Origin of the sequence: Pantoea sp. UBA5035, from assembly GCF_002415245.1 — a bacterium.
Taxonomy (GTDB): domain Bacteria; phylum Pseudomonadota; class Gammaproteobacteria; order Enterobacterales; family Enterobacteriaceae; genus Pantoea; species Pantoea septica.
The window spans coordinates 30587-54272 of sequence record NZ_DICD01000012.1 but is presented as its reverse complement, the minus strand read 5'-3'; the positions used below and the strand labels follow the sequence as shown (position 1 = coordinate 54272).

Genomic DNA, 23686 nt, shown 5'->3' with positions numbered 1-23686 from the left:
GTTTTGTCGAAAAAAGCGCGAAAAAATGCCAAAAAAACCGCATTGTGACGAAAAACGCCCCGTTTAGGGGCGTTTTCGCATCAGCCGATCGGGCTAAGCGTGATTTCCACGCGGCGGTTTTGCGCCTTGCCTGCTTCGGTGCTGTTGGTGGCGACCGGATTGTCCGGGCCCAGGCCTTGAGTGCGCAGACGATCCGCCGCGACGCCCTGGGTAATCAGCGCACCGGCGACGCTCTCGGCGCGCTGCTGCGACAGACGCATATTCAGCGCGCGCGAGCCGGTGCTGTCGGTGTAGCCCACCACATTTACCGCGGTTTTCGGATACTCTTTCAGCACCATGGCCACGCCGGTCAGGGTATTGGCGCCCGCCGCTTTCAGGCTGCTGCTGCTGGAGTCGAAGGTGACGTTATTCGGCATATTCAGCACGATGTTGTCGCCCTGACGCGTCACGCTGACGCCGGTGCCGCGCATTTTTTCGCGCAGTTTGGCTTCCTGCACATCCATGTAGTAGCCGATGCCGCCGCCAAGCGCCGCGCCGGACGCCGCGCCAATCAGCGCGCCTTTGCCGCGATCTTTCTTCGAGGAGGAGAGAACGCCGACCCCGGCGCCCATCAGTGCGCCAAGGCCCGCGCCGATGCCGGATTTGCCGGCCTGGGATTCATTGGTGTATGGATTAACGGTACAACCTGACAGTACCAGACTGCCGCTCAGTAACAGGCAAAGCGAAAACGATTTTTTATACATGCTCATTCCCTAAATCAAACAAAGACATTACGTCTTTAAAGCGGCGAGATTATGCCGCTTAAAAAGAGAGAAGGAGTGAGGGAAACTCTTATTTTGTCTGGTTTGCGCGTAAAAGGTTGTCAGGATGGCAAAAACAGTCAGTCTGATGGTCGCTAATCAGCCCGCAGGCCTGCATAAAGGAGTAGCAAATTGTCGGGCCGACGAATTTAAAACCACGCTGCTTTAAGGCCTTCGACAGCGCGATAGCCTGCTCTGAGGTGGTCGGCGCCTCTTTGTAGTGGGTAAAGCGATGCACAACCGGCTGGTTATCGACAAAACTCCACACGAAGCGCGCGAAATCTTCGCCTTTCGCCTCCATTGCCAGATAAGCGCGCGCGTTGCCGATAATGGCGGCGAGTTTGCCGCGATGGCGTATCAGTCCGCTATCCTGCATCAGACGCGCCAGATCCTCTTCATCCATTAAGCTCACCGCCTGAGGGTCGAAGGCGTGAAAGGCGTGGCGATAGCGATCTCGTTTCTTCAGTACGGTGATCCAGGATAACCCCGCCTGTTGACCTTCCAGACAAAGCATCTCAAACAGCGCCTGCTTATCGTTTTGCACAATGCCCCACTCGCGATCGTGGTAGGCCAGGTAAAGCGGGTCCTGAGTGACCCAGCCGCATCGTTGCATGTTCTTTATCCTGATAAAGAGAAAATTTTGTGACGTCGCTTGATCTTACGTTTAGTCGGTTAATAGTTAAACAGCAGGCGTGATAAAACAGTTTCTCAAATAGCGCCGATCGTTCTCTTCAGCGTCGTCTGGAGTTTTTCATGTTGCAGAAAAGTCAGTGTGCCAGCCAGCGCCTTGCTGCGCTGGGGCTGAGTAGTGCGTTGCTTTTTTGTTCTGCGACGCCCCTGTTTGCCTGGAGCGGCGAGACCCTGTCATCGCCGGAGGATCGCCTGCGCGATCGGCCCGATTACGACACTATCCTTGCGGAAAAGATTTCCCGAAATCATCTGATCGTCGGCAGCGACGCGCAGATGAACTTTCTGGACGCGGCGCTCAATTCGTCCCCGTCCCCCTTCACGCTGCGCGCCGAGCCGGTGCCGACCGGCACGCGCTACAGCGCCGGCTGGGAGCTGCCGCTGGGCGCGTCGCTGACGACCGGGCCGGTGGCGCAGTATGCGCCCGCGACCGCGCCGCTCAGCTGTCCGCAGTGCGATTTCAGTCGCGACGGCGTCGCGAGCTTAGGCTGGCGGGTCGATACCCGGCTGGGCGGGATAGCGCCTTACGCGCAGCTTAGCTATAGCTATCAGCCCGGCGATAGCCTGACCGGCGAGTCGCGCGATCGTTCACCGGACGATCCGGCCGCGCGCGAAGCGGGCTGGGTCGACGTCAGCGTCGGTGCGCAAATTCCCCTGAATCACAACGTTGCGGCATTCGCGGCATTTTCGCAAAACGACGCGCTAAACAGCGGCGAGCAGTTTATTTACAGCCTCGGCGTTAGCGCCAGTTTTTAACATGGGGCATAAAATGAGAAAGGGCGGGTGAGTAACGCCATATAATAAGCGCGCTAATCATAATAGTGGTAATAATATGCGCGAACAAATTTCAATCCTCGGCCGTGAATGCGCGGCTTTTTTATTTGCAACACTGTTTCTTGTGCTGATGATGTCGGGCATCTATATCGACGTAAACTGGATGAACGACGCCATGCATGAAACGTCGATTACGGAGACGCTGCAGGAAGTGATGCTCGCCTCCATCGCGGCGATGTTCTTCTGGTCGGCGCATCGGCGTCCCGATCAGCGCGGCGCGCTGATCCTGATCGGCGGCTTCTACAGCTGCATGCTGATCCGCGAGCTGGACTTCGTATTCGACGTCGTCGAGCACGGCAGCTGGGTGTGGTTTGCGCTGGCGACCGCTGCGGCCTGTCTGGCGATGGCGCTGCGGTCGCCGCGCAGCACGCTGGACGGGCTGCTCGCCTTCGTGACGGATCGCTGCTGGCTGATGACCGCCAGCGGCATGCTGATCGTGCTGGTGTTCTCCCGCCTGTTCGGCATGCATCAGCTGTGGCAGCACCTGATGCTGGACGGCTACAACCGCGTGGTGAAAAACATCGCCGAAGAGGGCACCGAGCTGCTGGGCTACAGCATCTGCTGGCTCGCCTCGACGCGCTACCTGTGGCAAACCCGCCCGACGCGCGTCAGGGCAGAAGCCGCCAAACCCGTTCAGACCGCCCTTTCCGCAGAGTCCGCTTCCTGGTCCTCCTGACCGACGCCTTTTTTGGCGATCCAGGACGCTAAAAAAGGTACAATAAAGACTTGTGCGCCGGCGCTCTGCCGGCGCAGCGTGCAGGTCAACGTCAGGTTTCATCATGTCAGTCAAAATTCTTACTTCTACGCTTATTGGTCTGGACGCCTTCCGCCAGGATCCGCGTCAGGCGCTGCAGCAGGCGGAAAACGGCACGCTGGCGGTGCTGGATAATTACGCGCCGGCGTTTTACGCCGTGACGCCCGAGCGGCTGGCGCATCTGCTGGCGCTGGAGGCGGCGGCGGCGCATCCCAGCGACGTAACGCTGGACGACAGCTTATATGACGACCTGCCAGCCTCTCTGCCGACGCCGGCGGGCAAGTTCGCGATGTATGCCGGCTGGCAGCCCGACGCCGATTTTCAGCGCCAGGCCGCTATCTGGGGCGTGGCTCTGAGCGAGCCGGTAACGCCTGCCGAGCTGGCCGCTTTCGTCGCCTACTGGCAGGCGGAAGGCCGGCTGTTCCACCATGTGCAGTGGCAGCAAAAGCTGGCGCGCAGCGTGCAGATGAACCGCGCCGCCAGCGGCGGCCAGCCCAAACGCGATATCACGCAAATCAGCAATACTGATTACAACATTCCCGATGGGTTTCGAGGTGAGTAATGAAAACGCCGACCGATCTGTTCAGCCGTCTGAAAAAAATGATGCCCGCCAACGTCCAGCCAAAGTTCACCAGCGGTGAAGAGCTGCTGGCCTGGAACCAGGAGCAGGGCCGCCTGCGTTCGGAGTCTATCGTGCGTGAAAACCGCGCCATGAAAATGCAGCGCGTGATGGGACGCTCCGGCATTCGCGAGCTGCATATGAACTGCTCGTTCGATAACTATCGCGTCGAAAATGAAGGCCAGCGCAGAGCGCTGACGATGGCGCGCCAGTATGCGGACGATTTTGAGGGCAGCATCGCCAGCTTCGTCTTTTCCGGCCGTCCCGGCACCGGCAAAAACCATCTGGCGGCGGCTATCGGCAACGATCTGATTCTGCGCGGCAAAAGCGTGCTGATCGTCACCGTCGCGGATCTGATGTCGAGCATGAAAGGCACCTTCAGCGGCGGCAGCGACGTCACCGAAGAGCGACTGCTGCAGGATCTCAGCAGCGTCGATCTGCTGGTGATTGACGAGATCGGCATGCAGAGTGAGTCGCGCTACGAAAAGGTGATTATCAACCAGATCGTCGATCGACGCTCCTCTTCGAAGCGTCCGACCGGGATGCTCTCTAACCTCGATCCCGCCGGTATGAATACCCTGCTCGGCGAGCGCGTAATGGACCGCATGCGTCTCGGCAACAGCATGTGGGTGCGCTTCGACTGGGAAAGCTACCGCAGCCGCGTGCGCGGCGACGAATATTAATTTTCTCTTCCCTGCAAGAAACCGGGCGCGTCCCGGTTTTTTTACGTCTCTTTCCTTTGCGCCGCCCTCTGCTGCGACTTGTGTGAAACAGCGCGCAAAAGTGCCAGATAAGAGGCGTCCCGGCGCTGTTACACTGAAAGATACGTTGCCCGTCAGATGAGCGCTGTAATGAATATGGGTAAAGGCCCTGCACTACTCAGACTTAACAACCAGAAGCGAGTGATGACGCAGCTTCGTCGGTTGCGCGTAACGTCGCGTCAGGATTTAGCCCACATCTTGTCGCTCAGCAAAAATACGGTGTCGCTGATCGTAGATGAACTGCTGGAAAGGTCGCTGCTTCAGGAGTTGGGGCCGATCAGCGTGGCCGCCGCCGGACGTCCGAAGATTGAGATCGCCCTGCGCCCGGAACAGTTGAAAAGCGCGGGCGTGATGGTGGAGCGCAACGCTATTTACTGGCGCGTCTGCGACTACTTTTCGCAGGTGATGGTGGAGCAGACGCGTCGCGTCGATACCGCTAACCCTAAAAAGCTGCTGGATGAGGTAGCAAGCCTGTGCGGCGAACTGGCGGAGAAGCATCCGCAGCTGCTGGGCATCGGGCTGGGTTTTCCCGGTATCGTCGATCCCGAACGCGGCTGGATGCACCTTTCAACCCATCTGGGCTGGCAGGATGTCGATCTGCTGACGCCGATCAAACAAAAGGTGGATGTGCCGCTGCGCGTGATGAATAACGTCAAGGCCTCGGCGCTGCTGGCGGTACAGCAGCTTGGGCTGAGAGCGGCGGGCAGCCACTTCTACCTGCGGATTGCCGAAGGTATGGGCGGCGCGCTGGTGCAGCAGGGCGAAGTGGTGACCGGCAACAGCTGGACCGCGGGCGAAGCAGGGCATCTCAGCGTGCAGCCGGACGGCCCGCGCTGTCGCTGCGGACGTCAGGGATGCGCCGAAGCGCTGCTTAGCAAACCGGCGATAGAGCAGCAGCTGGCCCAGCGCCGTCCCGGCTTAAGCTGGCAGACGCGCGACGAGGCGCCGAAGGTGGTGGATGAGGTGATGCAGCAGGCGGGCGGTTTTCTCGCTAAGGCGATGAGCCAGATTATCCTGCTGCTCAATCCGGCCACGATTATTATCGACGCGCCCTGGAATGTGCACCCGATGTTTTGCGACACGGTGCGCAAAAGGATCGCGTCCAGTACGCCAGCCTTCACCTTCCAGAACACCACGCTGCATTTTTTACAGACGCGTCTCGATCCGGCGGTAGGGCTGTCGCTGGCGGTGATTGAGCAGTATGAACAACGTCAGGGATGAAGAGAGGCGGCTTTATCACGCCGCCGCCATTTTACATCAGGCTTTCGCCGTGATGCTGCCGGTACTCTTTTGGCGTGCTGGCATAGCTTTTCTTAAATACCGAATAAAAATATTGCAGCGAAGGGTAGCCGCACATCTGGGAAATCTCATTAATGTTCAGCGAGGAAGAGGCCAGCAGCTCGCGCGCTTTTTCCAGTTTCTCGCGGTGGATCATGGCGTGAATAGTATCGCCGGTTTCATCGCGAAAGCGTTTCTCAAGATTAGAGCGCGACAGGCCGATCGCATCCAGCACCTGCTCTACTTTGATGCCTTTACAGGCGTTGAAGCGAATGTAGTGCATGGCCTGAATCACCGCCGGATCGCGCAGCGAGCGGAAATCGGTCGAGCGTCGGGCGATCACTTTCATCGGCGGCACCAGAATGCGCTGCAGCGGCAGCGGCTGTTTGTCCAGCAGGCGATGCAGCAGTTTGGCGGCCTGATAGCCCATCTGCCGCGTGCCTTGCGCTACCGACGAGAGCGCGACGCGCGACAGATAGCGCGTCAGCTCTTCGTTGTCGATGCCGATCACGCTCAGCTTTTCCGGCACCGGAATTTTGAGATATTCGCACGCCTGCAGCAGATGACGCGCGCGGGCGTCGGTGACCGCGATAATGCCGGTCTGCTGCGGCAGGGTTTGCAGCCAGTCGGCCAGCCGGTTCTGCGCATGCTGCCAGTTTTCCGGCGCGGTATTCATGCCCTGATAGACCACGCCCTGATAGCGTTCGCGCTGCACCAGCTGACGAAAGGCGTGTTCGCGCTCCTGGGCCCAGCGCTTGCCGCTGGAGGCGGGCAGCCCGTAAAAGGCGAAGCGGTTGATACCCTTCTCTTTGAGATGAAGAAAGGCGCTCTCCACCAGCGCCGCGTTGTCGGTGGCGATATAGTGCACCGGCGGATAATCCTGCTGGCGATGGTAAGAGCCGCCGACGCCGACAATCGGCACCTCGACGTTCGCCAGCAGCTGCTCGATCGAGCTATCGTCATAGTCGGCGATCACGCCATCGCCCAGCCATTCGCGGATATTGTCGATGCGGCAGCGGAAATCCTCCTCGATAAAAATATCCCAGTCGGTTTGTGACGCCTGTAAATACTCGCCGACACCCTCTACCACCTGACGGTCGTAGACCTTATTGGCATTGAACAGCAACGTAATGCGATAGCGTTTTTCATGCATAGTGGCGCGCTCTCCTGAATCCCAGCGCAATGCATAGCACGGCCGGATGAACAGCAGAAATTGTTTGCGCCAGGTTGTGATCCCCGACGCGATTAGACCCGGCGACGCGTGGCGGTATCCATCCACACCGCCAGCAGCAGAATCGCCCCTTTGACGATGTACTGCCAGAAGGTGGGCACGTCCATCATGCTCATGCCGTTATCCAGCGAGGCCATGATAAAAGCGCCCATGACCGCACCCGCGACCGACCCCACGCCGCCCGCCAGGCTGGTGCCGCCGATGACGCAGGCGGCGATGGCGTCCAGCTCGGCGATATTGCCCGCCGACGGCGAGCCGGCGCCGAGGCGCGAGCTGAGGATCAGCCCGGCGATCGCCACCATCACGCCGTTGATGGCGAATACTGCCAGCTTGGTGCGCGCCACGTTAATGCCCGACAGGCGCGCGGCGTCCAGATTGCCGCCGATGGCGTAGATGCGGCGACCAAAGGCGGTGCGCGTCGCCATAAACATGCCGCCCAGCAGCAGCAACGCCAGCAGCAGCACCGGCGTCGGCACGCCGCGGTAGTCATTCAATAGCCAGATCGCGCCCAGCACCAGCACCGCGGTAAGCGCCTGACGCGCCACGGTGCCGCCGGCGGCGGACTGCGTCAGTCCGAGCTGCTGACGGCGCAGCCGCAGCCGCCACTGCCACAGCATAAACAGCGCCAGACCGGCGATGCCGAAACCGAAGCCAACGCCGTCTGAAAGATAGCTCTGCCCGATCTGCGACATGGCAGGCGTGGTCGGCGCAACCGTGGTGCCGTTGGTGATCCCCACCAGAATGCCGCGGAACGCCAGCATGCCAGCCAGCGTAACGATAAACGACGGCACTTTGCGGTAGGCGACCCACCAGCCGTTCCAGGTGCCCAGCAGCAGCCCCATCAGCAGCGTCACCGCTATCGTCAACGGCAGCGGCCAGCCGAGCCAGACGTCGAAAATCGCCGCCGCGCCGCCCAGCAGGCCCATCATCGAGCCTACCGACAGATCGATCTCCGCCGAAATAATCACGAACACCATGCCGACCGCCAGAATGCCGGTGATCGCGGTCTGTCGCAGCAGGTTAGAGACGTTGCGCGGGCTGAGCCAGGCGCCGTCGGTGGTCCAGGTGAAGAACAGGGCGATCACCAGAATGGCGCCCAGCATTACCAGCACCTGCAGGTTGGGCAGCGAGAATTTGCCTGGCGACGGCGCGCCCGGCAACGTGCCCTGACGACTTTCGGTTTTAAGCATAATGTTCACTCCGCAGGGCCGCTTCCATCACTTGCTCCTGAGTCAGGTTGTTGTTTATCAGATCGGCTTTTATCCGCCCTTCATGCATCACCAGAACGCGATCGCTCAGGCCCAGCACTTCAGGGAGTTCGGACGAGATAACGATCACGGCGATCCCCTGCTGCACCAGGTTGTTGATCAACTGATAGATCTCCTGGCGCGCGCCGACGTCGATGCCGCGCGTCGGCTCATCCAGGATCAGGATCTGCGGGTTTAGCAGCAAACATTTGGCGATAATCGCCTTCTGCTGGTTACCGCCGCTCAGTCGGCCGATTGGCAGCTCCGGCGATGAGGTTTTGACCCGCAGCCGCGCGATAGCGTCATTGATGACATGCTGCTCGCGCGTCTCGTCCAGCGGCGCGAAGCGGCGGCTGAACTGATCCAGCGCCGCGAGGGTAATATTTTTGCCGACGCCCATCAGGGGCACGATGCCATCTTTTTTGCGGTCCTCCGGCACCATGGCGATGCCCTGGGCTATTGCCTGCTGGCAGTCGCGAATCTGTACCTTCTTATCGTTAATCCAGATATCGCCCTGCCAGCGTCCCGGCCAGACGCCGAACAGGCACTGAACCGTTTCGGTGCGGCCGGCGCCGACCAGCCCGGCGATGCCGAGGATCTCGCCGCGCTTCAGGGTGAAGGAAACGTCGTTGACGCGGCGCACGTGCCGGTTAACCGGATGCCAGGCGGTAAGGTGTTCAACGCGCAGCACCGTGTCGCCGATGGCATGCCGCTGATGCGGATAGAGCGCGGTCAGCTCGCGTCCCACCATCATGGTAATAATGTCATCCTCGCTGAGTCCGGCGGCTGGCCGGGTGGCGATGGGTTTGCCGTCGCGAATGACGCAGATGGTATCGGAGATCGCTTTCACCTCGTTTAGCTTGTGAGAGATGTAGATGCAGGCGATGCCATGATCGCGCAGGTTGTTGATAATGCTCAGCAGCACCTCGGTTTCACGCTCGGTCAGCGACGAGGTCGGCTCATCGAGGATCAGCAGCCGCACCTGCTTATTGAGCGCGCGAGCGATCTCGACCAGCTGCTGCTGCCCCAGCCCCAGATCGCCAACCCGGGCGTCGGGCGAGACGTCGAGCCTGACGCGCGCCAGCAGCTGCTGGCAGCGCAGCGTCATGGTTTCGTCGTCGACGATGCCGAAGCGGCCCAGCTCCGCGCCGAGAAAGATGTTCTCCATAACCGTCAGCTGCCGCACCAGCGCCAGCTCCTGATGGATAATCACAATGCCTCTGCGTTCGGTATCGCGGATGGTCTGCGCCTGAATCTCGTCTCCGGCGAAAGTGATCTCTCCGTCGAACTCGCCGTGCGGGTAGAGCCCGCACAGGATTTTCATCAGCGTGGATTTGCCCGAGCCGTTTTCGCCGCACAGCGACATCACTTCGCCGCTGTCCAGCCGCAGGCTGACGTTATCCAGCGCCTTCACCGCGCCGAAACGCTTGGTGATATTGTTCATTTCCAGCAGCATCGATCTCTCCTCTTCGCGGCCGCGCGCGCTCAGAGCTCGCTCTTTTTATGGAAACCGTCTTTCACCACGGTGCTGTCGATGTTCTCTTTATTGACCGGAATCGGCGTCAGCAGGCGCGAAGGCACCTCTTTCAGGCCGTTGTTCAGCTTGCCGTTGCTGGCGGGCGTTTTGTCGTTGCCCAGTTCGATGGCGATGTTGGCGGCCTCGGTGGCGAGCTGGGTGATGGGCTTATACACCGTCATGGTTTGCGTGCCGTTGATGATGCGTTTGATGGCGGCGAGGTCGGCGTCCTGACCGGAGATGGCGACTTTGCCCGCCAGCCCCTGCGCGCTGAGCGCCTGGATCGCGCCGCCTGCGGTGGCGTCGTTGGAGGCGACGACGGCGTCGATGTGGTTGCTGTTGGCGGTCAGGGCGTTTTCCATGATTTTTAGCGCGTTTTCCGGCAGCCAGGCGTCGACCCACTGGTCGCCGACGACTTTAATGCTGCCGTTGTCGATGTAAGGTTTTAACACCTTCATCTGACCGGCGCGAAACAGATGCGCGTTATTATCCACCGGCGAGCCGCCCATCAGAAAATAGTTTCCTTTGGGCACCTGCTTAACAATACTTTCCGCCTGAAGTTCGCCGACTTTTTCATTATCAAACGAAATATAAAAATCGATATCCGCGTTATTTATCATACGGTCATAGGCCAGCACTTTAATGCCTTCGCGTTTCGCTTCGGCGACGACGTTGCTTAATACCTGGCCGTTATAGGGAATGATCACCAGCACATCGACGCCGCGGTTGATCATATTTTCTATTTGCGACATTTGCGTCTCTTCATTGCCGTTGGCCGACTGCACGAACACTTTCGCGCCCTGCGATTCCGCCTGCTTAACGAAGATGTCGCGATCTTTTTGCCAGCGCTCAAGGCGCAGGTCGTCAATCGCCATGCCGATCTTCACTTCTTTCGCTGCGCCGGCGTGGCTGAAAAGCGCCAGCGCGGCGCAGGCGGCTAACAGCGTAAGTTTCATTTTCATGATGTTCATCCTGTCTGTAGGTTGAGGCTGTTGTCGTTATCGCATGAGTCCAGGCGGTTGAATTGTTGACCTGGCTTTCCGGCAACATCAATTACTGATTTTTATCCGGCGATTACGTTTTTTGGTTTATTTCTGTTTTTATGAGCGGGATCGAGATTTAACGCTTTTAAGAGCGGCGGAGGGCGAACGCGCACGGCGTTCTTATTAATTTGCGAACGGGAGCACAAATATTAATTATCTGAAGCGTGGTGTGAAATATCGTAATTGAGCCAGTGGAAAAGGCGCAAGCAATATAAAGGCTCACGGCCGACTGTCCGGGTTTTCACGCTGAGGAGCGAAACATGCACGCCTATTTCGACCAGATCGAACGCGTTCGTTTTGAAGGGGTAAAGAGCACTAATCCACTGGCTTTCCGCCATTACAATCCTGACGAGGTGATCCTCGGCAAAACCATGGCCGAACACCTGCGTTTCGCCGCCTGCTACTGGCATACCTTCTGCTGGAACGGCGCGGATATGTTCGGCGTCGGCGCATTCGACCGCCCGTGGCAAAAGAGCGGCGACGCGCTGCAGCTGGCGAAGCTGAAAGCGGACGTGGCGTTTGAGTTTTTTCACAAGCTGAACGTGCCTTACTACTGCTTCCACGATGTCGACGTCGCGCCGGAAGGGGACTCGCTGCGCAGCTATCAGGAAAATTTCGCGGTGATGACCGACAAGCTGCTGGAAAAACAGCAGGAGAGCGGCGTGAAGCTGCTGTGGGGCACCGCTAACTGCTTTACCCATCCGCGCTACGGCGCCGGCGCGGCGACCAGCCCCGATCCGGAAATCTTCGCCTGGGCGGCGAGCCAGGTGTGCAGCGCCATGCAGGCGACGCAGACGCTGGGCGGCGAAAACTACGTGCTGTGGGGCGGCCGCGAGGGCTATGAAACTCTGCTGAATACCGATCTGCGTCAGGAGCGCGAGCAGATTGGCCGCTTTATGCAGATGGTGGTGGAGCATAAGCATAAAATCGGCTTCCAGGGCATGCTGCTGATTGAGCCGAAGCCTCAGGAGCCGACCAAACATCAGTATGATTATGACGTGGCGACGGTGTACGGCTTCCTGAAGCAGTTCGGGCTGGAGAAAGAGATCAAGGTTAACGTCGAGGCGAACCACGCCACGCTGGCGGGTCACTCGTTTCATCATGAGATCGCCACCGCCATCGCCTTAGGCATTTTCGGCTCGGTGGACGCCAACCGCGGCGACGTTCAGTGCGGCTGGGATACCGACCAGTTCCCGATCAGCGTCGAAGAGAACGCGCTGGTGCTCTACGAGATTATTAAAGCGGGCGGCTTCACCACCGGCGGTCTGAACTTCGACGCCAAAGTGCGTCGCCAGAGCACCGACAAATATGACCTTTTTTACGGCCATATCGGCGCGATGGATACCATGGCGCTGGCGCTGAAAGCGGCGGCGCGCATGGTGGAAGCGGGCGAGCTCGATAAGCGCGTGGCGCAGCGCTACAGCGGCTGGAATGGTGAGTTCGGCCAGCAAATCCTGAAAGGGGAGTTTTCCCTCGCCTCGCTGGCGGCGCATGCTCAGCAGCAGCAGTTCAATCCGCAGCATCACAGCGGCCGCCAGGAGCAGCTGGAGAACCTGGTGAACCACTATCTTTATGATTTCTGAGATAAGCGGGAGCAAGGCATGTATATCGGGATCGATTTAGGCACGTCCGGGGTCAAGGTGGCGCTGCTGAATGCGCAGGGCGAGGTGGCGGCGATCGGCAGCGCGCCGCTGCAGGTGTCGCGTCCGCACGCGCTCTGGAGCGAGCAGGATCCCGAAAGCTGGTGGCTGGCGACCGACCAGGCGATGCAGGCGCTGGCGCAGCAGCATGCGCTCAGCGAGGTAAAGGCCATTGGCCTGAGCGGTCAGATGCACGGCGCGACGCTGCTGGACAACGCGCATCGCGTGCTGCGTCCGGCCATTTTATGGAACGACGGGCGCAGCGGCGAACAGTGCCGCGAGCTGGAGCAGCGCGTGCCCGCGTCGCGCCAGATCACCGGCAACCTGATGATGCCCGGCTTTACCGCGCCCAAACTGCTGTGGGTGCGGCAGCATGAGCCCGATATTTTTCAGCGGGTGGCGAAGGTGCTGCTGCCGAAAGACTACCTGCGCTGGCGGCTGAGCGGCGACTTCGCCAGCGATATGTCCGATGCGGCAGGCACGATGTGGCTGGACGTGGCGCGCCGCGACTGGAGCGACCTGATGCTCGACGCCTGCGGCCTGACGCGCGACCAGATGCCGCGACTGTTCGAAGGCAATGTTGTTACCGGTTCGCTGAGCGGCGAGATCGCGGCGCGCTGGGGTATGCCGGCGGTGCCGCTGGTGGCTGGCGGCGGCGACAACGCCGCGGGCGCAGTGGGGGTCGGCATGACCGAGCCGGGGCAGGGCATGCTGTCGCTTGGCACCTCCGGCGTCTATTTTGTGGTCAGCGACGGCTACCTCAGCAATCCACAGCGCGCGGTGCACAGCTTCTGCCATGCGCTGCCGCAGCGCTGGCATCTGATGTCGGTTATTCTCAGCGCCGCCGCCTGTCTCGACTGGGCGGCGGCGCTGACCGGCTGCGCCGACGTGCCGCAGCTGCTGGCGGAAGCGGAACGCGCCGATGAAAACGGGGCGCCGCTGTGGTTTCTGCCCTATCTCTCCGGCGAGCGCACGCCGCACAACAACCCGCAGGCGACGGGCGTCTTTTTCGGCCTGACGCACCAGCACGGTCGGCCGGAGCTGGCGCGCGCGGTGCTGGAAGGCGTCGGCTACGCGCTGGCGCAGGGCATGGATGCGGTGCACGAGTGCGGCGTCGCGCCCTCCAGCATTATGCTGATCGGCGGCGGCGCACGTAGCGCGCTGTGGCGGCAGATGCTGGCGGATATCAGCGGCCAGACGCTCGATTACTGTCAGGGCGGCGAGGTCGGGCCGGCGCTGGGCGCGGCGCGTCTGGCGCAGCTGGCGCTCGAACCGCAGACGACGCTGCCCGCGCTGACGCGGGTGCAGCGCCATCAGCCCGATGCGGCGCGCCATCAGCGCTATCAGCCGCTGCGCGACACCTTTGCCCGCCTCTACGCGCAGCTGGCGCCGCTGATGCGGTAAGCGTGTCCCGCACTGTCGCCATCTTGTCCCGATTTGGCCTTCTTCCTGCGCGTCAGGCCCGTCATGATGGGCCTGAATTCATTTCTCAGGAGGCCGAAAATGGCACAGGCAGCGCTGTTGGTAATAGATGTTCAGCAATCTTTTTTACACCGCGAGTTCTGGCAGGAAGCCGATGTCCCGGCGTTTCAGCGCAATATCAGCGCGCTGATCGAAGGCTGTCAGGCGAAAGGAATGCCGGTGGTGGACGTGTTTCACGTCGCGCCGCAGGGCCCCTTCTCGCTGGCGTCCGGCTGGGTTAAGCGAATGGACTTTTTGCAGCACGAGGCGACGTTCAGCGTGCAGAAACACGTACATAACGCGCTGACCGAATCGGGGCTGCTGCCCTGGCTGCAGGAACGCTCAATCGATACTCTGATTATTAGCGGTATCCGCACCGAGCAGTGCTGCGAAACCACCGCGCGCGTGGCGTCCGATCTCGGTTTTAAGGTACTGTTTGTCTCTGAGGCGACGCTGACTTTTCCGATGACGCACAACGGCGTCACCCTCAGCAGCGCCGAACTGACTCACCGTACCGAAACCGTACTGGTTAACCGCTTTGCCGAAGTGGTGAGCGTGGAAGCGTGCCTGGCGCGCCTTTAATAACAAGGAGTGGCGCGATGGCGCAAACCGTCCTGTTTCTTACCTTGCCTGGCGTGATGGCGCTCGATCTGACCGGACCGGCGGAGACGCTGCGGCTGGCGGGGGATCGCTTCGCGCTGCGCTATATTGGCCCGCAGGAATCGGTTGTAAGCTCCACGCAGATGACCATTGCTGGCATTGAGCCGCTGCCGGAAAGCCTGCCGCCCGACAGCCTGCTGGTGGTGCCGGGCGTCTGCGACTCCGCCATCTGGTTCGCCACGCCGCAGGCGGAAGCGGCGCGACGCTGGCTGCAACGTCAGCAGCCGCTGCTGCGCGCGCGACAGCTCTCTTTGATCTGCGTCTGTTCCGGCGCCCTGCTGGCGGCGCAGGCCGGGTTGCTCAACGGCGTGCAGTGCACGACCCATCACGAGGTGCTCTCAAGGCTGAAAGCCGCCGCGCCCGCCGCGCTGGTGAAGGAGAACCGCGTCTTCGTCGACGACGATAATATCTGGACCAGCGCAGGCATCACCGCCGGAATCGACCTCTCGCTGCACCTGATTAACCGGCTGTGCGGCGCGCAGACGGCGCTGGAGGTGGCGCGTGAAATGGTGGTGTGGTTCCGCCGCTCTGGCGACGATCCGCAGCTGTCGCCCTGGCTGCGCTACCGCAATCATCTTCATCCGGCGATACATCGCGCGCAGGACGCGATGATCGCCCATCCCGAGCATGGCTGGCCGCTGGAGGATCTCGCCGCGCGCGTCCACGTCAGCAGCCGCCATCTGGCGCGGCTGTTTCGTCAGCATCTGGGCATCAGCGTGCGCGACTATCACGAGCAGCTGCGGCTGGGCATCGCGCGCCAGCGCCAGCAGCAGGGCGAAGGCGCGGAAAAAGCGGCGCTGGCGGCGGGGTTTTCTTCGGCGCGCCAGCTGCGGCGCGCCCGCGATCGCTGGCGCGATCAGCTTACCCAGTGACGCCTGTCGAGGCGCTGCAGGCCTATCGCCAGCAGCAGGCTGCCCGCCAGCGTCACGCCGAACACCCAGGGCAGATCGAGCAGCGGCCGCGACATATCGTCATAATGGCGGGTGCGCAGGAAGTGAATAAAGAGCGCGTGAAAGCCGTAGATCGGCAGCGAGTAGCGTGAAAGCGTGCCGAGCACCGGCAGCGTGCGGGCGTTCAGGGCGTTCTTGAACAGCACCAGCAGGCTAATGGCGGCGATAAACACCAGCGGGCCGCAGTAGAGATACCAGCGGTCGTTGAAGGCGCCGTTAGCGATCAGCGCCTGTTTCGTGCCGAAGGTAATGCCGATAACGCAGGCGGCGAACAGTCCCGCCGCCAGCGGCGTCACGCCGCGCTTTGCCGTCTCCATGGTGCCGATGGCGCGTCCCAGCAGGGCATAGAGCAGATAATAGATACTGTCGCCGCTGACGTAGAGATTTACCGGCAGCCAGTGAAACGGCCCCACCGCCTGATCCACCGTGTTCGGGTTCGCCAGCACCGCCAGCACAATGACCAGCAGCGCCACATAGCGCGCCTGCACCGCTTTCACCTGAATCAGCGGCGACAGCAGATAGATGCCGATCAGCGCAAAGAAAAACCACAGATGATAAAACACCGGCTTTTGCAGCATCTTCAGCAGCGAGCGCCCTTCGCTGATGGGCGTCAGCCAGGTGATATAGGCCAGCGCCACCGCGCTGTAAAACAGCAGGCAGAGCACCAGCCGCAGCAGATGGCGCGGCTGCGCGCTGCGTTCGCCGAAGAACAGGTAGCCGGAGATCATAAAAAAGAGCGGCACGCAGACGCGCGACGCGGAATTAAGCAGGTTGGCGATATCCCACCAGTGTCCGGTCACCGCCATCGGGCCGGTGATATACCAGGTGGTGGTATGGATCACGATCACCATCAAACAGGCGACCGCGCGTAAATTGTCGATCCAGCAAATCTTGTGCGACATCGGGTCCTCTTGCGCATCACGATAGTGCGAAGAAGGGTAGACAGTCGCGATGCGCGCGACAACTTTTCGCGGCAGGATTCGGAGCCGTCTGGCACGCCCGCGCCCGGCAGGATTTCCGGCTGCACATCGCGCGGTCAAAGGGTATACTGACGCACTCTTTTTTCATCTACCCGAATCGCGTGCGAAATCATCATGCAAAAGTTTGATACCAAAACCTTTCAGGGCCTGATCCTGACATTGCAGGATTACTGGGCGCGTCAGGGCTGCACCATCGTTCAGCCGCTGGACATGGAAGTGGGCGCTGGCACTTCACACCCTATGACCTGCCTGCGCGCACTCGGACCTGAGCCGATTGCCGCAGCCTACGTGCAACCGTCGCGCCGTCCGACCGACGGGCGCTACGGCGAAAACCCGAACCGCCTACAGCACTACTACCAGTTCCAGGTGATCATCAAGCCGTCGCCGGACAACATTCAGGAGCTGTATCTCGGATCGCTGAAAGAGTTGGGCATCGATCCCACCGTGCATGATATCCGCTTCGTGGAAGATAACTGGGAAAACCCGACGCTTGGCGCGTGGGGCCTCGGCTGGGAAGTGTGGCTCAACGGCATGGAAGTGACGCAGTTTACCTACTTCCAGCAGGTGGGCGGCCTGGAGTGCAAGCCGGTGACCGGCGAGATCACCTACGGCCTTGAGCGCCTGGCGATGTATATCCAGAGCGTCGACAGCGTTTACGATCTGGTCTGGAGCGACGGCCCGCTGGGTAAAACCACCTATGGCGACGTGTTCCATCAGAACGAAGTCGAGCAGTCTACCTACAACTTCGAATACGCTGACGTCGATTTCCTCTTTACCTGCTTCGAGCAGTACGAGAAAGAAGCGCAGCAGCTGCTGGCGCTGGAAAAACCGCTGCCGCTGCCGGCCTATGAGCGCATCCTGAAAGCCGCGCACAGCTTTAACCTGCTGGACGCGCGCAAGGCGATCTCCGTGACCGAGCGCCAGCGCTATATTCTGCGCATCCGCACCCTGACCAAAGCCGTGGCTGAAGCCTACTACGCCTCCCGCGAGGCGCTGGGCTTCCCGATGTGCAATAACAACAAGTAAGAGGCAGCCATGACTGAAAAAACGTTTCTGGTGGAAATCGGCACCGAAGAGCTGCCGCCGAAAGCATTGCGCAGCCTGGCCGAAGCCTTTGCTGCGCAGGTTACCGCCGAGCTGGACAGCGCCGGCCTGGCGCACGGCGAAGTGCGCTGGTACGCCGCGCCGCGCCGTCTGGCGCTGAAAGTGGCGAGCCTGAGCGCCGCGCAGCCCGATCGCGAAGTCGAAAAGCGCGGCCCGGCGGTCTCCGCCGCCTTTGACGCCGACGGCAAACCGACCAAAGCGGCGGAAGGCTGGGCGCGCGGCAACGGCATCACTGTCGATCAGGCCGAGCGCCTGAGCACCGACAAAGGCGAATGGCTGGTTTACCGCGCGCAGGTGAAAGGCGAATCCGCCCAGTCGCTGCTGCCCGGCATGATCGCCACCGCGCTCGGCAAGCTGCCGATCCCGAAACTGATGCGCTGGGGCGCGAGCGACGTGCAGTTTGTCCGTCCGGTGCACACCGTGACGCTGCTGCTGGGCGACGAGCTGATCCCGGCGACCATCCTCGGCATTGCGTCAGGACGCACGATTCGCGGCCACCGCTTTATGGGCGAGCCTGAGTTCACCATCGACCATGCCGACCAGTATCCGGAGATTCTGGAAACGCGCGGCAAAGTTATCGCCGACTACGCCGTGCGCAAGGCGCAGATTAAAGCCGATGCCGAAGCGGCGGCGCGCCAGCTGGGCGGTAACGCCGACCTGAGCGACAGCCTGCTGGAAGAGGTGACCTCGCTGGTGGAGTGGCCGGTGGTGCTGACGGCGACCTTCGAAGAGAAATTCCTCAAGGTGCCGGCGGAAGCGCTGGTCTACACCATGAAGGGCGATCAGAAATATTTCCCGGTCTATGACGACGCGGGCAAGCTGCTGCCGAACTTTATCTTCGTCACCAATATCGCCTCAAGCGATCCGCAGCAGATTATCGCCGGCAACGAGAAGGTGGTGCGTCCGCGTCTGGCGGATGCTGAGTTCTTCTTTAATACCGACCGCAAAAAGCGTCTGGAAGATCATCTGCCGCGCCTTGAAACCGTGCTGTTCCAGAAAGAGCTCGGCACGCTGCGCGACAAAACCGATCGCATTCAGGCGCTTGCGGGGTGGATCGCCGCGCAGATCGGCGCGGACGTGAATCACGCGACGCGCGCCGGCCTGCTCTCCAAGTGCGACCTGATGACCAATATGGTGTTTGAGTTTACCGACACCCAGGGCGTGATGGGCATGCACTACGCGCGTCACGACGGCGAAGCCGAAGATGTGGCGGTCGCGCTCAACGAGCAGTATCAGCCGCGCTACGCCGGCGACGATCTGCCTTCTAACCCGGTGTCCTGCGCGCTGGCGATCGCCGACAAGATGGATACCCTTGCGGGCATCTTCGGCATCGGTCAGCATCCGAAGGGCGACAAAGATCCGTTTGCGCTGCGCCGCGCCGCGCTGGGCGTGCTGCGCATCATCGTTGAGAAGAACCTGCCGCTCGATCTGCAGACCCTGACGGAAGAAGCAGTGCGCCTGTACGGCAGCAAGCTGAGCAACGGCAAAGTAGTCGATGACGTTATCGACTTTATGCTGGGCCGCTTCCGCAGCTGGTATCAGGAAGAGGGCCATAGCGTCGATACGCTGCAGGCGGTGCTGGCGCGTCGTCCAACCCGTCCGGCTGATTTCGACGCGCGTATGAAGGCGGTATCGCATTTCCGCACGCTCGACGAAGCGGCGGCGCTGGCAGCGGCGAACAAGCGCGTCTCCAACATTCTGGCGAAATCGACCGAAACGCTGAACGACAGCGTGCAGGCGTCGCTGCTGAAAGAGAACGAAGAGATCCAGCTGGCGACCTTCGTGACCGCGCTCGGCGATAAACTGCAGCCGTACTTCGCAGAGGGCCGCTATCAGGATGCGCTGATCGAACTGGCGCAGCTGCGCGAGGCGGTCGATAACTTCTTCGACAAGGTGATGGTCAATGCCGACGACGCTGAAGTGCGCGTCAACCGCCTGACGCTGCTGGCGAAGCTGCGCGAGCTGTTCCTGCAGGTTGCGGATATTTCGCTGCTGCAGTAAGCCTGTAACCAGGTTTAAGCCAGTAATAAACGTTAAAGGCCGACATGATTGTCGGCCTTTTTGTTTTCAGAGAAGCGCGGCAGCCTGATTGATCCAACCTGTAAGGAAGACTATAGTAGCCGTTACGGGTTACAGGGATGTAGAGGGATATATGGGCGTCTATTTAACGCCTGAGTTCGACGCAGAGCGCAGGCGGTTGGGCATTACGGATAAAATTATTTGTAAAACCGCCCGAAAGGTTTTTAGCGGGCTAAAGGGAAGTCAGCTGGGGAAATTTACCTATAAAAGGCGAATGGCCCTGCCGAAGGTAAGCGAAAGAGATGGCGCGCGCTCAATCGTTTTCTTTAATGACGGTGAGCATCTGTATTTTTTTACCTTTATGCGAAAAGCTCGCTTACTAAAAAGAAACGTAAAGAAATTGAAGACGCCGAAATAGACATTTTTTGCAGCATCGCGTCGGATTTTATAGAAATGGATAAGAGCAGGATAAAAGCGCTTCTTGAAGAGAAAGAACTATTTGATGTTAATTGCGATGAGTGATGATTTGAAAAATATCTATGCTATGGCGAAACGCTATAACAAGCACGGCGTTGTGAAAGACGAAACCCTCAAAACGATTGAAGCTCGCATTAAAGCCGCGGATATTCCTGAGGTTCGTCCGATGACAGGCGAAGAAATTAAGGCGGTCCGCCTGCGCTGGAAGCTTTCTCAGTCTGTGCTGGCGCGCACGACCGGCATGTCCGTTGAAAGCGTGTCAAAATGGGAGCGTGGAGAAAGTAAACCGAATCAGGCCGTGTTGCGCATTATTAATATGATCTCCGATAAAGGCCCGGAAATATTTATGTGTTGAGGCGCTGACAGCTAAAAGAATTAACAGCGTTTTTCGCTGTGCATGTCATCTTCCTTTCTCTAAAAGCGCACAATCAATATTGTTTCCCTCGGCTCGCTTGCCATCATGCTACAGCGCTCAGATCGCGCTTTATAATCTAAGCGCTAAGCATGGCCACTTGCGATACGCATTACGCAGCCGGCGGTGCGGTGCGCGCAAAGCTCTCGCGCTGAAACAGCTGCTCCGCCAGCTTCACCAGCGCCGGGCGATCCACGCACCAGTTCGGCACTACATGACGAAAGTTGATATAGCCGATAGTGCAGCCCACGGCGATATCGGCAAGATTCAGCGTGCCGTTATTCAGCAAACGACCTTCCGCCGCAATGGCTTCCAGCTTATCCAGGCCGCGCAGGATCTTTTCCCGGTTGCGCGTCAGCACCTCGGCGGACTGCTGCTCTGGCGCGCGCAGCTTCTCGCGCACGATGATACTGGCGCAGTCGCTGACGCCGTCCGCCAGCCGCTCGGTCTGCCGAATATGCAGCGCCAGCCAGGCGTCCTCCGGCAGCAGCGCGGGCGCGTCGCCGCGCAGTTCCAGGTACTGCGCGATAATCGAGGAGTCGAACCAGGCCTGCTGGCTATCGTCAATCAGCGTCGGCACTTTGCCCAGCGGATTGTGGAGCGCGACGTGGCTGTCAGGACTGTAGGGCGCATCGTTAACAAATTCGAACACGATGCCTTTTTCCAGCAGGATGACAGATATTTTCCGTACAAAAGGGCTGGTATAGCTGCCGATCAGTTTCATCGCACTCCTCCGCCGTTAAAGGATTGAGTCAGCTCTCATCCGGGAAAAGAAAAGGGTTCAGGCTGCTGCGTGAGAAGCCTTCCTGCTCCATGCGCGCATCCAGCACCAGCGAGGCGAGATCGTCCGCCACTGGCTCTAGCGCCGGATCCTTTTCCTGATAGAGCATCTTCAGATAGGTGCCGCAGTCGCCGCAGCTCTCCGCTTTGACCGCCGCCTGCTCGCTGTCCAGCGACCAGTAGTGGAGATCGCGCGTCTGCTCGCAGTTGCTGCACTTGCTGCGCGCTACATACCATTCGCTTTCGCACAGGTTGCAGTGCAGATAGCGCAGGCCCTGCTGCGTGCCGAGATGCACCACGCTCGCTACCGGCATGCTGGCGCACACCGGGCAGAACTGGCGCTGCTCGCCATATTCGGCGCGCGCTTTGCCGGGGATCAGCGCCGCCATCTGCGCCCAGTAAACCGACAGCGCCGCCCAGATAAAGGGCGCTTTGTCGCTGCTGACCAACGCGAACTCGCCCGCCAGCAGCGCGCTGGCCAGGGTTTCCAGTTCGCCCGCGGCGGTTTTTTCCAGGTTTTCCAGCACCGCCAGCGCCTGGCCGGTCATCTCCGGCTTCAGCTCGGCGATCAGCGAGTGCAGCAGACGCTGCCAGTGCGCGTCGCGCGGCAGGCTGTGAATATCGAGCGGCGGTTTGCCTTCAGCGGCGCTCTGCACCAGGCGATCGTAGAGATCGCGGTGCAGCGGATGGTCGTACAGAACGATCTCCTGCGCCTGGGCGATTTTGGCGGCGAAACGTAAATAGTCGCCCAGCGGATTTTTAGCCGCCAGATCGCGCAGCCGCGCGGCGCGGCGGCTATAGAGGTTCTTCAGCCGTGGAAAAAGTAACGGCGGAATGGTATCCGCCGTGTTTTTTTCGCTCTTCTCCAGCTGGTCCTGCGGGATAATGCGAATACTCATCAGGGGCGTTTTTCCTGTTGTGTTGAGCGGTTACGCTGCTCGCGATACCAGCGAGGATGGTGCTTTTCCGCCCATGCGGGGCTTACCCAGCCTTCGACCATCGCCGTAATGGTGCCTTTGACCCACAGCGCCGCATAGATGTGCACCATAATGACCACGATCAGGCCCACGGCGGAGAGAGAATGCACCAGCAGCGCCGCGCGGATCAGCGGAATGCTGAAGGCGCCGGCGAACCAGGGACGCCAGATCACCACGCCGCTGAGCAGAAGCAGCACTAAGCTGATGATAGCAGCCCAGAACACACACTTCTGGCCAAAATTATAGCGGCCAGTATCACCGACCTCCTCATTAAGGGCAATTTTGTGGATATTGCGCGCCCACAGCAGGTCTTCTTTATTCACCAGATTGTGATGCCAGTAGCGGAAAAACATCAGCAGAAAGGCCGCGAACATAGTCACGCCGATAAAGGGATGCAGGATGCGCGCCAGCTGCGGCGTGCCTAACACATTCATCAGCCAGTTGAACGAGGGGAACAGAAAGCCCAGCCCGCTCAGCGCCAGCAGCACGAAGCAGATGGCGACAATCCAGTGATTGATACGCTCCGCCGCGCGGTAGCGTATGATGCGCTCGCTTTTTTTCATTCCTCCTCCTCCTTGTGCTGCTCCTCATCGACCCGGTTCGGGCCTACGCCGACATAGTGGAACACCGAGGCGGCGAAGGTGGCGGCGAAGCCTATTGCCGCCAGCGGTTTCCAGACGCCTTTCCAGAACGTCACGGTCGGGCTGATGCCGGGGTTTTCCGGCAGTCCGTGGTAGAGCTGCGGCTTATTGGCGTGATGCAGCACATACATCACATGAGTGCCGCCAACGCCTGCCGGATCGTACAGGCCGGCATTTTCAAAGCCGCGCGATTTAAGATCGGCGACGCGCTCCGCCGCCAGCTGCTGCATCTCCTCTTTGCTGCCGAAGTGGATCGCGCCGGTCGGACAGGTTTTGACGCAGGCAGGTTCCTGTCCGACATTGACTCGATCGACGCAGAGCGTGCACTTATAGGCGCGGTTGTCCTCCTGGCTGATGCGCGGCACGTTGAACGGGCATCCCGCAATGCAGTAGCCGCAGCCGATGCAGTGGTCAGACTGAAAGTCGACGATACCGTTAGCGTACTGCACGATGGCGCCCGCCGACGGGCAGGCTTTCAAACAGCCGGGATCGGCGCAGTGCATACAGCCATCCTTGCGGATCAGCCATTCCAGTCGGCCATTCTCCTCAACCTCCGAGAAGCGCATCACCGTCCAGGCTTTGGCGTCGAGATCGGTCGGGTTGTCGTAAACGCCGATATTGTGCCCAACCTCGGCGCGAATATCGTTCCACTCCGAGCAGGCGACCTGACAGCCTTTACAGCCGATACAGGTGGTAACGTCGATCAGCTTGGCGACCTGCTGCCGGTGATCGCGCGCCTGCGGCGCGGGCGTGAGCGAGCTGGTCGCGGAGCGACGAATAATGTCCTGTGTGGGGTAAGCCATGTTCGTTCTCCG

The 23686-nt window shown here is 60.2% G+C and carries 24 protein-coding genes; 13 read left to right on the top strand and 11 right to left on the bottom strand.

Annotation, left to right across the window (positions count from 1 at the left end; all coding sequences use genetic code 11):
- Nucleotides 1–80: 80 nt before the first annotated feature.
- On the bottom strand, nucleotides 81–743 hold the full coding sequence (locus B3229_RS09365) for an OmpA family lipoprotein (RefSeq protein ID WP_033755493.1): 663 nt from the start codon (nucleotides 741–743) through the stop codon (nucleotides 81–83).
- Between the two features lie 88 nt (nucleotides 744–831).
- Entirely contained in the window at nucleotides 832–1413 is a 582-nt protein-coding gene (locus B3229_RS09360) for a DNA-3-methyladenine glycosylase I (protein WP_286870434.1), read from the bottom strand.
- Between the two features lie 140 nt (nucleotides 1414–1553).
- On the opposite strand from B3229_RS09360, the gene B3229_RS09355 reads away from it, so the two are divergent.
- The 5 genes from B3229_RS09355 (at nucleotide 1554) to B3229_RS09335 (ending at nucleotide 5676) form a co-directional block, all read left to right on the top strand.
- Nucleotides 1554–2243 carry an autotransporter gene (locus tag B3229_RS09355; protein WP_286870433.1) on the top strand — a complete coding sequence of 230 codons (690 nt, stop codon included), beginning with the start codon at nucleotides 1554–1556 and terminating at the stop codon, nucleotides 2241–2243.
- Between the two features lie 76 nt (nucleotides 2244–2319).
- Entirely contained in the window at nucleotides 2320–2997 is a 678-nt protein-coding gene (locus tag B3229_RS09350; RefSeq protein WP_286870432.1) for a hypothetical protein, read from the top strand.
- A 103-nt stretch (nucleotides 2998–3100) separates the two neighbouring features.
- Nucleotides 3101–3637 carry a primosomal protein DnaT gene (gene dnaT / locus B3229_RS09345; protein WP_277268681.1) on the top strand — a complete coding sequence of 179 codons (537 nt, stop codon included), beginning with the start codon at nucleotides 3101–3103 and terminating at the stop codon, nucleotides 3635–3637.
- Complete coding sequence (gene dnaC, locus B3229_RS09340; RefSeq protein WP_048784757.1) at nucleotides 3637–4377, top strand: DNA replication protein DnaC; 741 nt, start codon at nucleotides 3637–3639, stop codon at nucleotides 4375–4377. Before dnaT ends, dnaC begins: the two co-directional genes overlap by 1 nt.
- 222 nt (nucleotides 4378–4599) lie before the next feature.
- Nucleotides 4600–5676: an ROK family protein gene (locus B3229_RS09335; protein ID WP_239670416.1), complete on the top strand. Its 1077-nt coding sequence runs from the start codon at nucleotides 4600–4602 to the stop codon at nucleotides 5674–5676.
- Between the two features lie 31 nt (nucleotides 5677–5707).
- On the opposite strand, the gene xylR is transcribed toward B3229_RS09335, so the two are convergent.
- The 4 genes from xylR to xylF all read right to left on the bottom strand — a co-directional run bounded on the left by xylR (nucleotide 5708) and on the right by xylF (nucleotide 10689).
- On the bottom strand, nucleotides 5708–6886 hold the full coding sequence (gene xylR, locus B3229_RS09330; RefSeq protein ID WP_033793021.1) for a D-xylose utilization transcriptional activator XylR: 1179 nt from the start codon (nucleotides 6884–6886) through the stop codon (nucleotides 5708–5710).
- Nucleotides 6887–6978: 92 nt separating this feature from the next.
- Nucleotides 6979–8154 (bottom strand): xylose ABC transporter permease XylH, encoded by a 1176-nt coding sequence (gene xylH / locus B3229_RS09325; protein ID WP_048784761.1) that lies wholly within the window; start codon nucleotides 8152–8154, stop codon nucleotides 6979–6981.
- Nucleotides 8147–9667, bottom strand: a complete 1521-nt coding sequence (locus tag B3229_RS09320) for a xylose ABC transporter ATP-binding protein (protein ID WP_286870431.1) — start codon at nucleotides 9665–9667, stop codon at nucleotides 8147–8149. Before B3229_RS09320 ends, xylH begins: the two co-directional genes overlap by 8 nt.
- A gap of 29 nt (nucleotides 9668–9696) precedes the next feature.
- Nucleotides 9697–10689, bottom strand: a complete 993-nt coding sequence (gene xylF, locus B3229_RS09315) for a D-xylose ABC transporter substrate-binding protein (RefSeq protein ID WP_033755515.1) — start codon at nucleotides 10687–10689, stop codon at nucleotides 9697–9699.
- A 341-nt stretch (nucleotides 10690–11030) separates the two neighbouring features.
- On the opposite strand from xylF, the gene xylA reads away from it, so the two are divergent.
- The 4 genes from xylA (at nucleotide 11031) to B3229_RS09295 (ending at nucleotide 15403) form a co-directional block, all read left to right on the top strand.
- Nucleotides 11031–12353, top strand: a complete 1323-nt coding sequence (gene xylA, locus B3229_RS09310; protein ID WP_033755517.1) for a xylose isomerase — start codon at nucleotides 11031–11033, stop codon at nucleotides 12351–12353.
- Between the two features lie 18 nt (nucleotides 12354–12371).
- Nucleotides 12372–13814: a xylulokinase gene (gene xylB / locus B3229_RS09305; protein WP_048784766.1), complete on the top strand. Its 1443-nt coding sequence runs from the start codon at nucleotides 12372–12374 to the stop codon at nucleotides 13812–13814.
- Between the two features lie 99 nt (nucleotides 13815–13913).
- Nucleotides 13914–14453, top strand: coding sequence for an isochorismatase family protein (locus tag B3229_RS09300; RefSeq protein ID WP_048784768.1), 540 nt, complete (start codon nucleotides 13914–13916; stop codon nucleotides 14451–14453).
- A 17-nt stretch (nucleotides 14454–14470) separates the two neighbouring features.
- Nucleotides 14471–15403 (top strand): GlxA family transcriptional regulator, encoded by a 933-nt coding sequence (locus tag B3229_RS09295; protein WP_286870430.1) that lies wholly within the window; start codon nucleotides 14471–14473, stop codon nucleotides 15401–15403.
- Here the strand turns inward: B3229_RS09295 and B3229_RS09290 are convergent.
- Entirely contained in the window at nucleotides 15388–16383 is a 996-nt protein-coding gene (locus B3229_RS09290; protein ID WP_286870429.1) for an acyltransferase, read from the bottom strand. The genes B3229_RS09295 and B3229_RS09290 overlap by 16 nt on opposite strands.
- A gap of 192 nt (nucleotides 16384–16575) precedes the next feature.
- Between B3229_RS09290 and glyQ the strand changes: the two genes are divergently transcribed.
- The 4 genes from glyQ to B3229_RS09270 all read left to right on the top strand — a co-directional run bounded on the left by glyQ (nucleotide 16576) and on the right by B3229_RS09270 (nucleotide 20416).
- On the top strand, nucleotides 16576–17487 hold the full coding sequence (glyQ, locus tag B3229_RS09285; protein ID WP_033755527.1) for a glycine--tRNA ligase subunit alpha: 912 nt from the start codon (nucleotides 16576–16578) through the stop codon (nucleotides 17485–17487).
- Between the two features lie 9 nt (nucleotides 17488–17496).
- Nucleotides 17497–19566, top strand: coding sequence for a glycine--tRNA ligase subunit beta (gene glyS, locus B3229_RS09280; protein WP_286870428.1), 2070 nt, complete (start codon nucleotides 17497–17499; stop codon nucleotides 19564–19566).
- Between the two features lie 151 nt (nucleotides 19567–19717).
- Complete coding sequence (locus B3229_RS09275; protein ID WP_286870427.1) at nucleotides 19718–20002, top strand: type II toxin-antitoxin system RelE/ParE family toxin; 285 nt, start codon at nucleotides 19718–19720, stop codon at nucleotides 20000–20002.
- A gap of 96 nt (nucleotides 20003–20098) precedes the next feature.
- The gene (locus B3229_RS09270) at nucleotides 20099–20416 is read left to right on the top strand and encodes a helix-turn-helix domain-containing protein (RefSeq protein WP_048781293.1); all 318 of its coding nucleotides are present in this window, start codon (nucleotides 20099–20101) and stop codon (nucleotides 20414–20416) included.
- Between the two features lie 169 nt (nucleotides 20417–20585).
- Here the strand turns inward: B3229_RS09270 and B3229_RS09265 are convergent, their stop codons facing one another.
- The 4 genes from B3229_RS09265 to fdxH are packed head-to-tail and all read right to left on the bottom strand — an operon-like array spanning nucleotide 20586 to nucleotide 23674.
- A complete protein-coding gene (locus B3229_RS09265) occupies nucleotides 20586–21197 on the bottom strand; it encodes a glutathione S-transferase (RefSeq protein WP_286870426.1) in 612 nt (203 codons plus the stop codon).
- Nucleotides 21198–21225: 28 nt separating this feature from the next.
- Nucleotides 21226–22152, bottom strand: coding sequence for a formate dehydrogenase accessory protein FdhE (gene fdhE, locus B3229_RS09260; protein WP_048781295.1), 927 nt, complete (start codon nucleotides 22150–22152; stop codon nucleotides 21226–21228).
- The gene (gene fdoI / locus B3229_RS09255; RefSeq protein WP_048781296.1) at nucleotides 22152–22793 is read right to left on the bottom strand and encodes a formate dehydrogenase cytochrome b556 subunit; all 642 of its coding nucleotides are present in this window, start codon (nucleotides 22791–22793) and stop codon (nucleotides 22152–22154) included. Before fdoI ends, fdhE begins: the two co-directional genes overlap by 1 nt.
- Nucleotides 22790–23674, bottom strand: coding sequence for a formate dehydrogenase subunit beta (gene fdxH, locus B3229_RS09250; protein WP_033793003.1), 885 nt, complete (start codon nucleotides 23672–23674; stop codon nucleotides 22790–22792). Before fdxH ends, fdoI begins: the two co-directional genes overlap by 4 nt.
- Nucleotides 23675–23686: the final 12 nt, after the last annotated feature.

What these genes read in the sequence shown, in the direction of transcription:
- B3229_RS09335 (WP_239670416.1), top strand. Translation starts at nt 4,600, where the DNA reads ATGACGCAGCTTCGTCGGTTGCGCGTAACGTCGCGTCAGGATTTAGCC.
- dnaT (WP_277268681.1), top strand. Translation starts at nt 3,101, where the DNA reads ATGTCAGTCAAAATTCTTACTTCTACGCTTATTGGTCTGGACGCCTTC.
- xylR (WP_033793021.1), bottom strand. Translation starts at nt 6,886, where the DNA reads ATGCATGAAAAACGCTATCGCATTACGTTGCTGTTCAATGCCAATAAG.
- xylB (WP_048784766.1), top strand. Translation starts at nt 12,372, where the DNA reads ATGTATATCGGGATCGATTTAGGCACGTCCGGGGTCAAGGTGGCGCTG.
- fdoI (WP_048781296.1), bottom strand. Translation starts at nt 22,793, where the DNA reads ATGAAAAAAAGCGAGCGCATCATACGCTACCGCGCGGCGGAGCGTATC.
- glyQ (WP_033755527.1), top strand. Translation starts at nt 16,576, where the DNA reads ATGCAAAAGTTTGATACCAAAACCTTTCAGGGCCTGATCCTGACATTG.
- dnaC (WP_048784757.1), top strand. Translation starts at nt 3,637, where the DNA reads ATGAAAACGCCGACCGATCTGTTCAGCCGTCTGAAAAAAATGATGCCC.
- B3229_RS09295 (WP_286870430.1), top strand. Translation starts at nt 14,471, where the DNA reads ATGGCGCAAACCGTCCTGTTTCTTACCTTGCCTGGCGTGATGGCGCTC.
- B3229_RS09265 (WP_286870426.1), bottom strand. Translation starts at nt 21,197, where the DNA reads ATGAAACTGATCGGCAGCTATACCAGCCCTTTTGTACGGAAAATATCT.
- xylH (WP_048784761.1), bottom strand. Translation starts at nt 8,154, where the DNA reads ATGCTTAAAACCGAAAGTCGTCAGGGCACGTTGCCGGGCGCGCCGTCG.
- B3229_RS09300 (WP_048784768.1), top strand. Translation starts at nt 13,914, where the DNA reads ATGGCACAGGCAGCGCTGTTGGTAATAGATGTTCAGCAATCTTTTTTA.
- B3229_RS09320 (WP_286870431.1), bottom strand. Translation starts at nt 9,667, where the DNA reads ATGCTGCTGGAAATGAACAATATCACCAAGCGTTTCGGCGCGGTGAAG.
- B3229_RS09275 (WP_286870427.1), top strand. Translation starts at nt 19,718, where the DNA reads ATGGGCGTCTATTTAACGCCTGAGTTCGACGCAGAGCGCAGGCGGTTG.
- fdxH (WP_033793003.1), bottom strand. Translation starts at nt 23,674, where the DNA reads ATGGCTTACCCCACACAGGACATTATTCGTCGCTCCGCGACCAGCTCG.
- B3229_RS09355 (WP_286870433.1), top strand. Translation starts at nt 1,554, where the DNA reads ATGTTGCAGAAAAGTCAGTGTGCCAGCCAGCGCCTTGCTGCGCTGGGG.
- B3229_RS09360 (WP_286870434.1), bottom strand. Translation starts at nt 1,413, where the DNA reads ATGCAACGATGCGGCTGGGTCACTCAGGACCCGCTTTACCTGGCCTAC.
- B3229_RS09365 (WP_033755493.1), bottom strand. Translation starts at nt 743, where the DNA reads ATGTATAAAAAATCGTTTTCGCTTTGCCTGTTACTGAGCGGCAGTCTG.
- B3229_RS09350 (WP_286870432.1), top strand. Translation starts at nt 2,320, where the DNA reads ATGCGCGAACAAATTTCAATCCTCGGCCGTGAATGCGCGGCTTTTTTA.
- xylF (WP_033755515.1), bottom strand. Translation starts at nt 10,689, where the DNA reads ATGAAAATGAAACTTACGCTGTTAGCCGCCTGCGCCGCGCTGGCGCTT.
- fdhE (WP_048781295.1), bottom strand. Translation starts at nt 22,152, where the DNA reads ATGAGTATTCGCATTATCCCGCAGGACCAGCTGGAGAAGAGCGAAAAA.
- B3229_RS09290 (WP_286870429.1), bottom strand. Translation starts at nt 16,383, where the DNA reads ATGTCGCACAAGATTTGCTGGATCGACAATTTACGCGCGGTCGCCTGT.
- glyS (WP_286870428.1), top strand. Translation starts at nt 17,497, where the DNA reads ATGACTGAAAAAACGTTTCTGGTGGAAATCGGCACCGAAGAGCTGCCG.
- xylA (WP_033755517.1), top strand. Translation starts at nt 11,031, where the DNA reads ATGCACGCCTATTTCGACCAGATCGAACGCGTTCGTTTTGAAGGGGTA.
- B3229_RS09270 (WP_048781293.1), top strand. Translation starts at nt 20,099, where the DNA reads ATGAGTGATGATTTGAAAAATATCTATGCTATGGCGAAACGCTATAAC.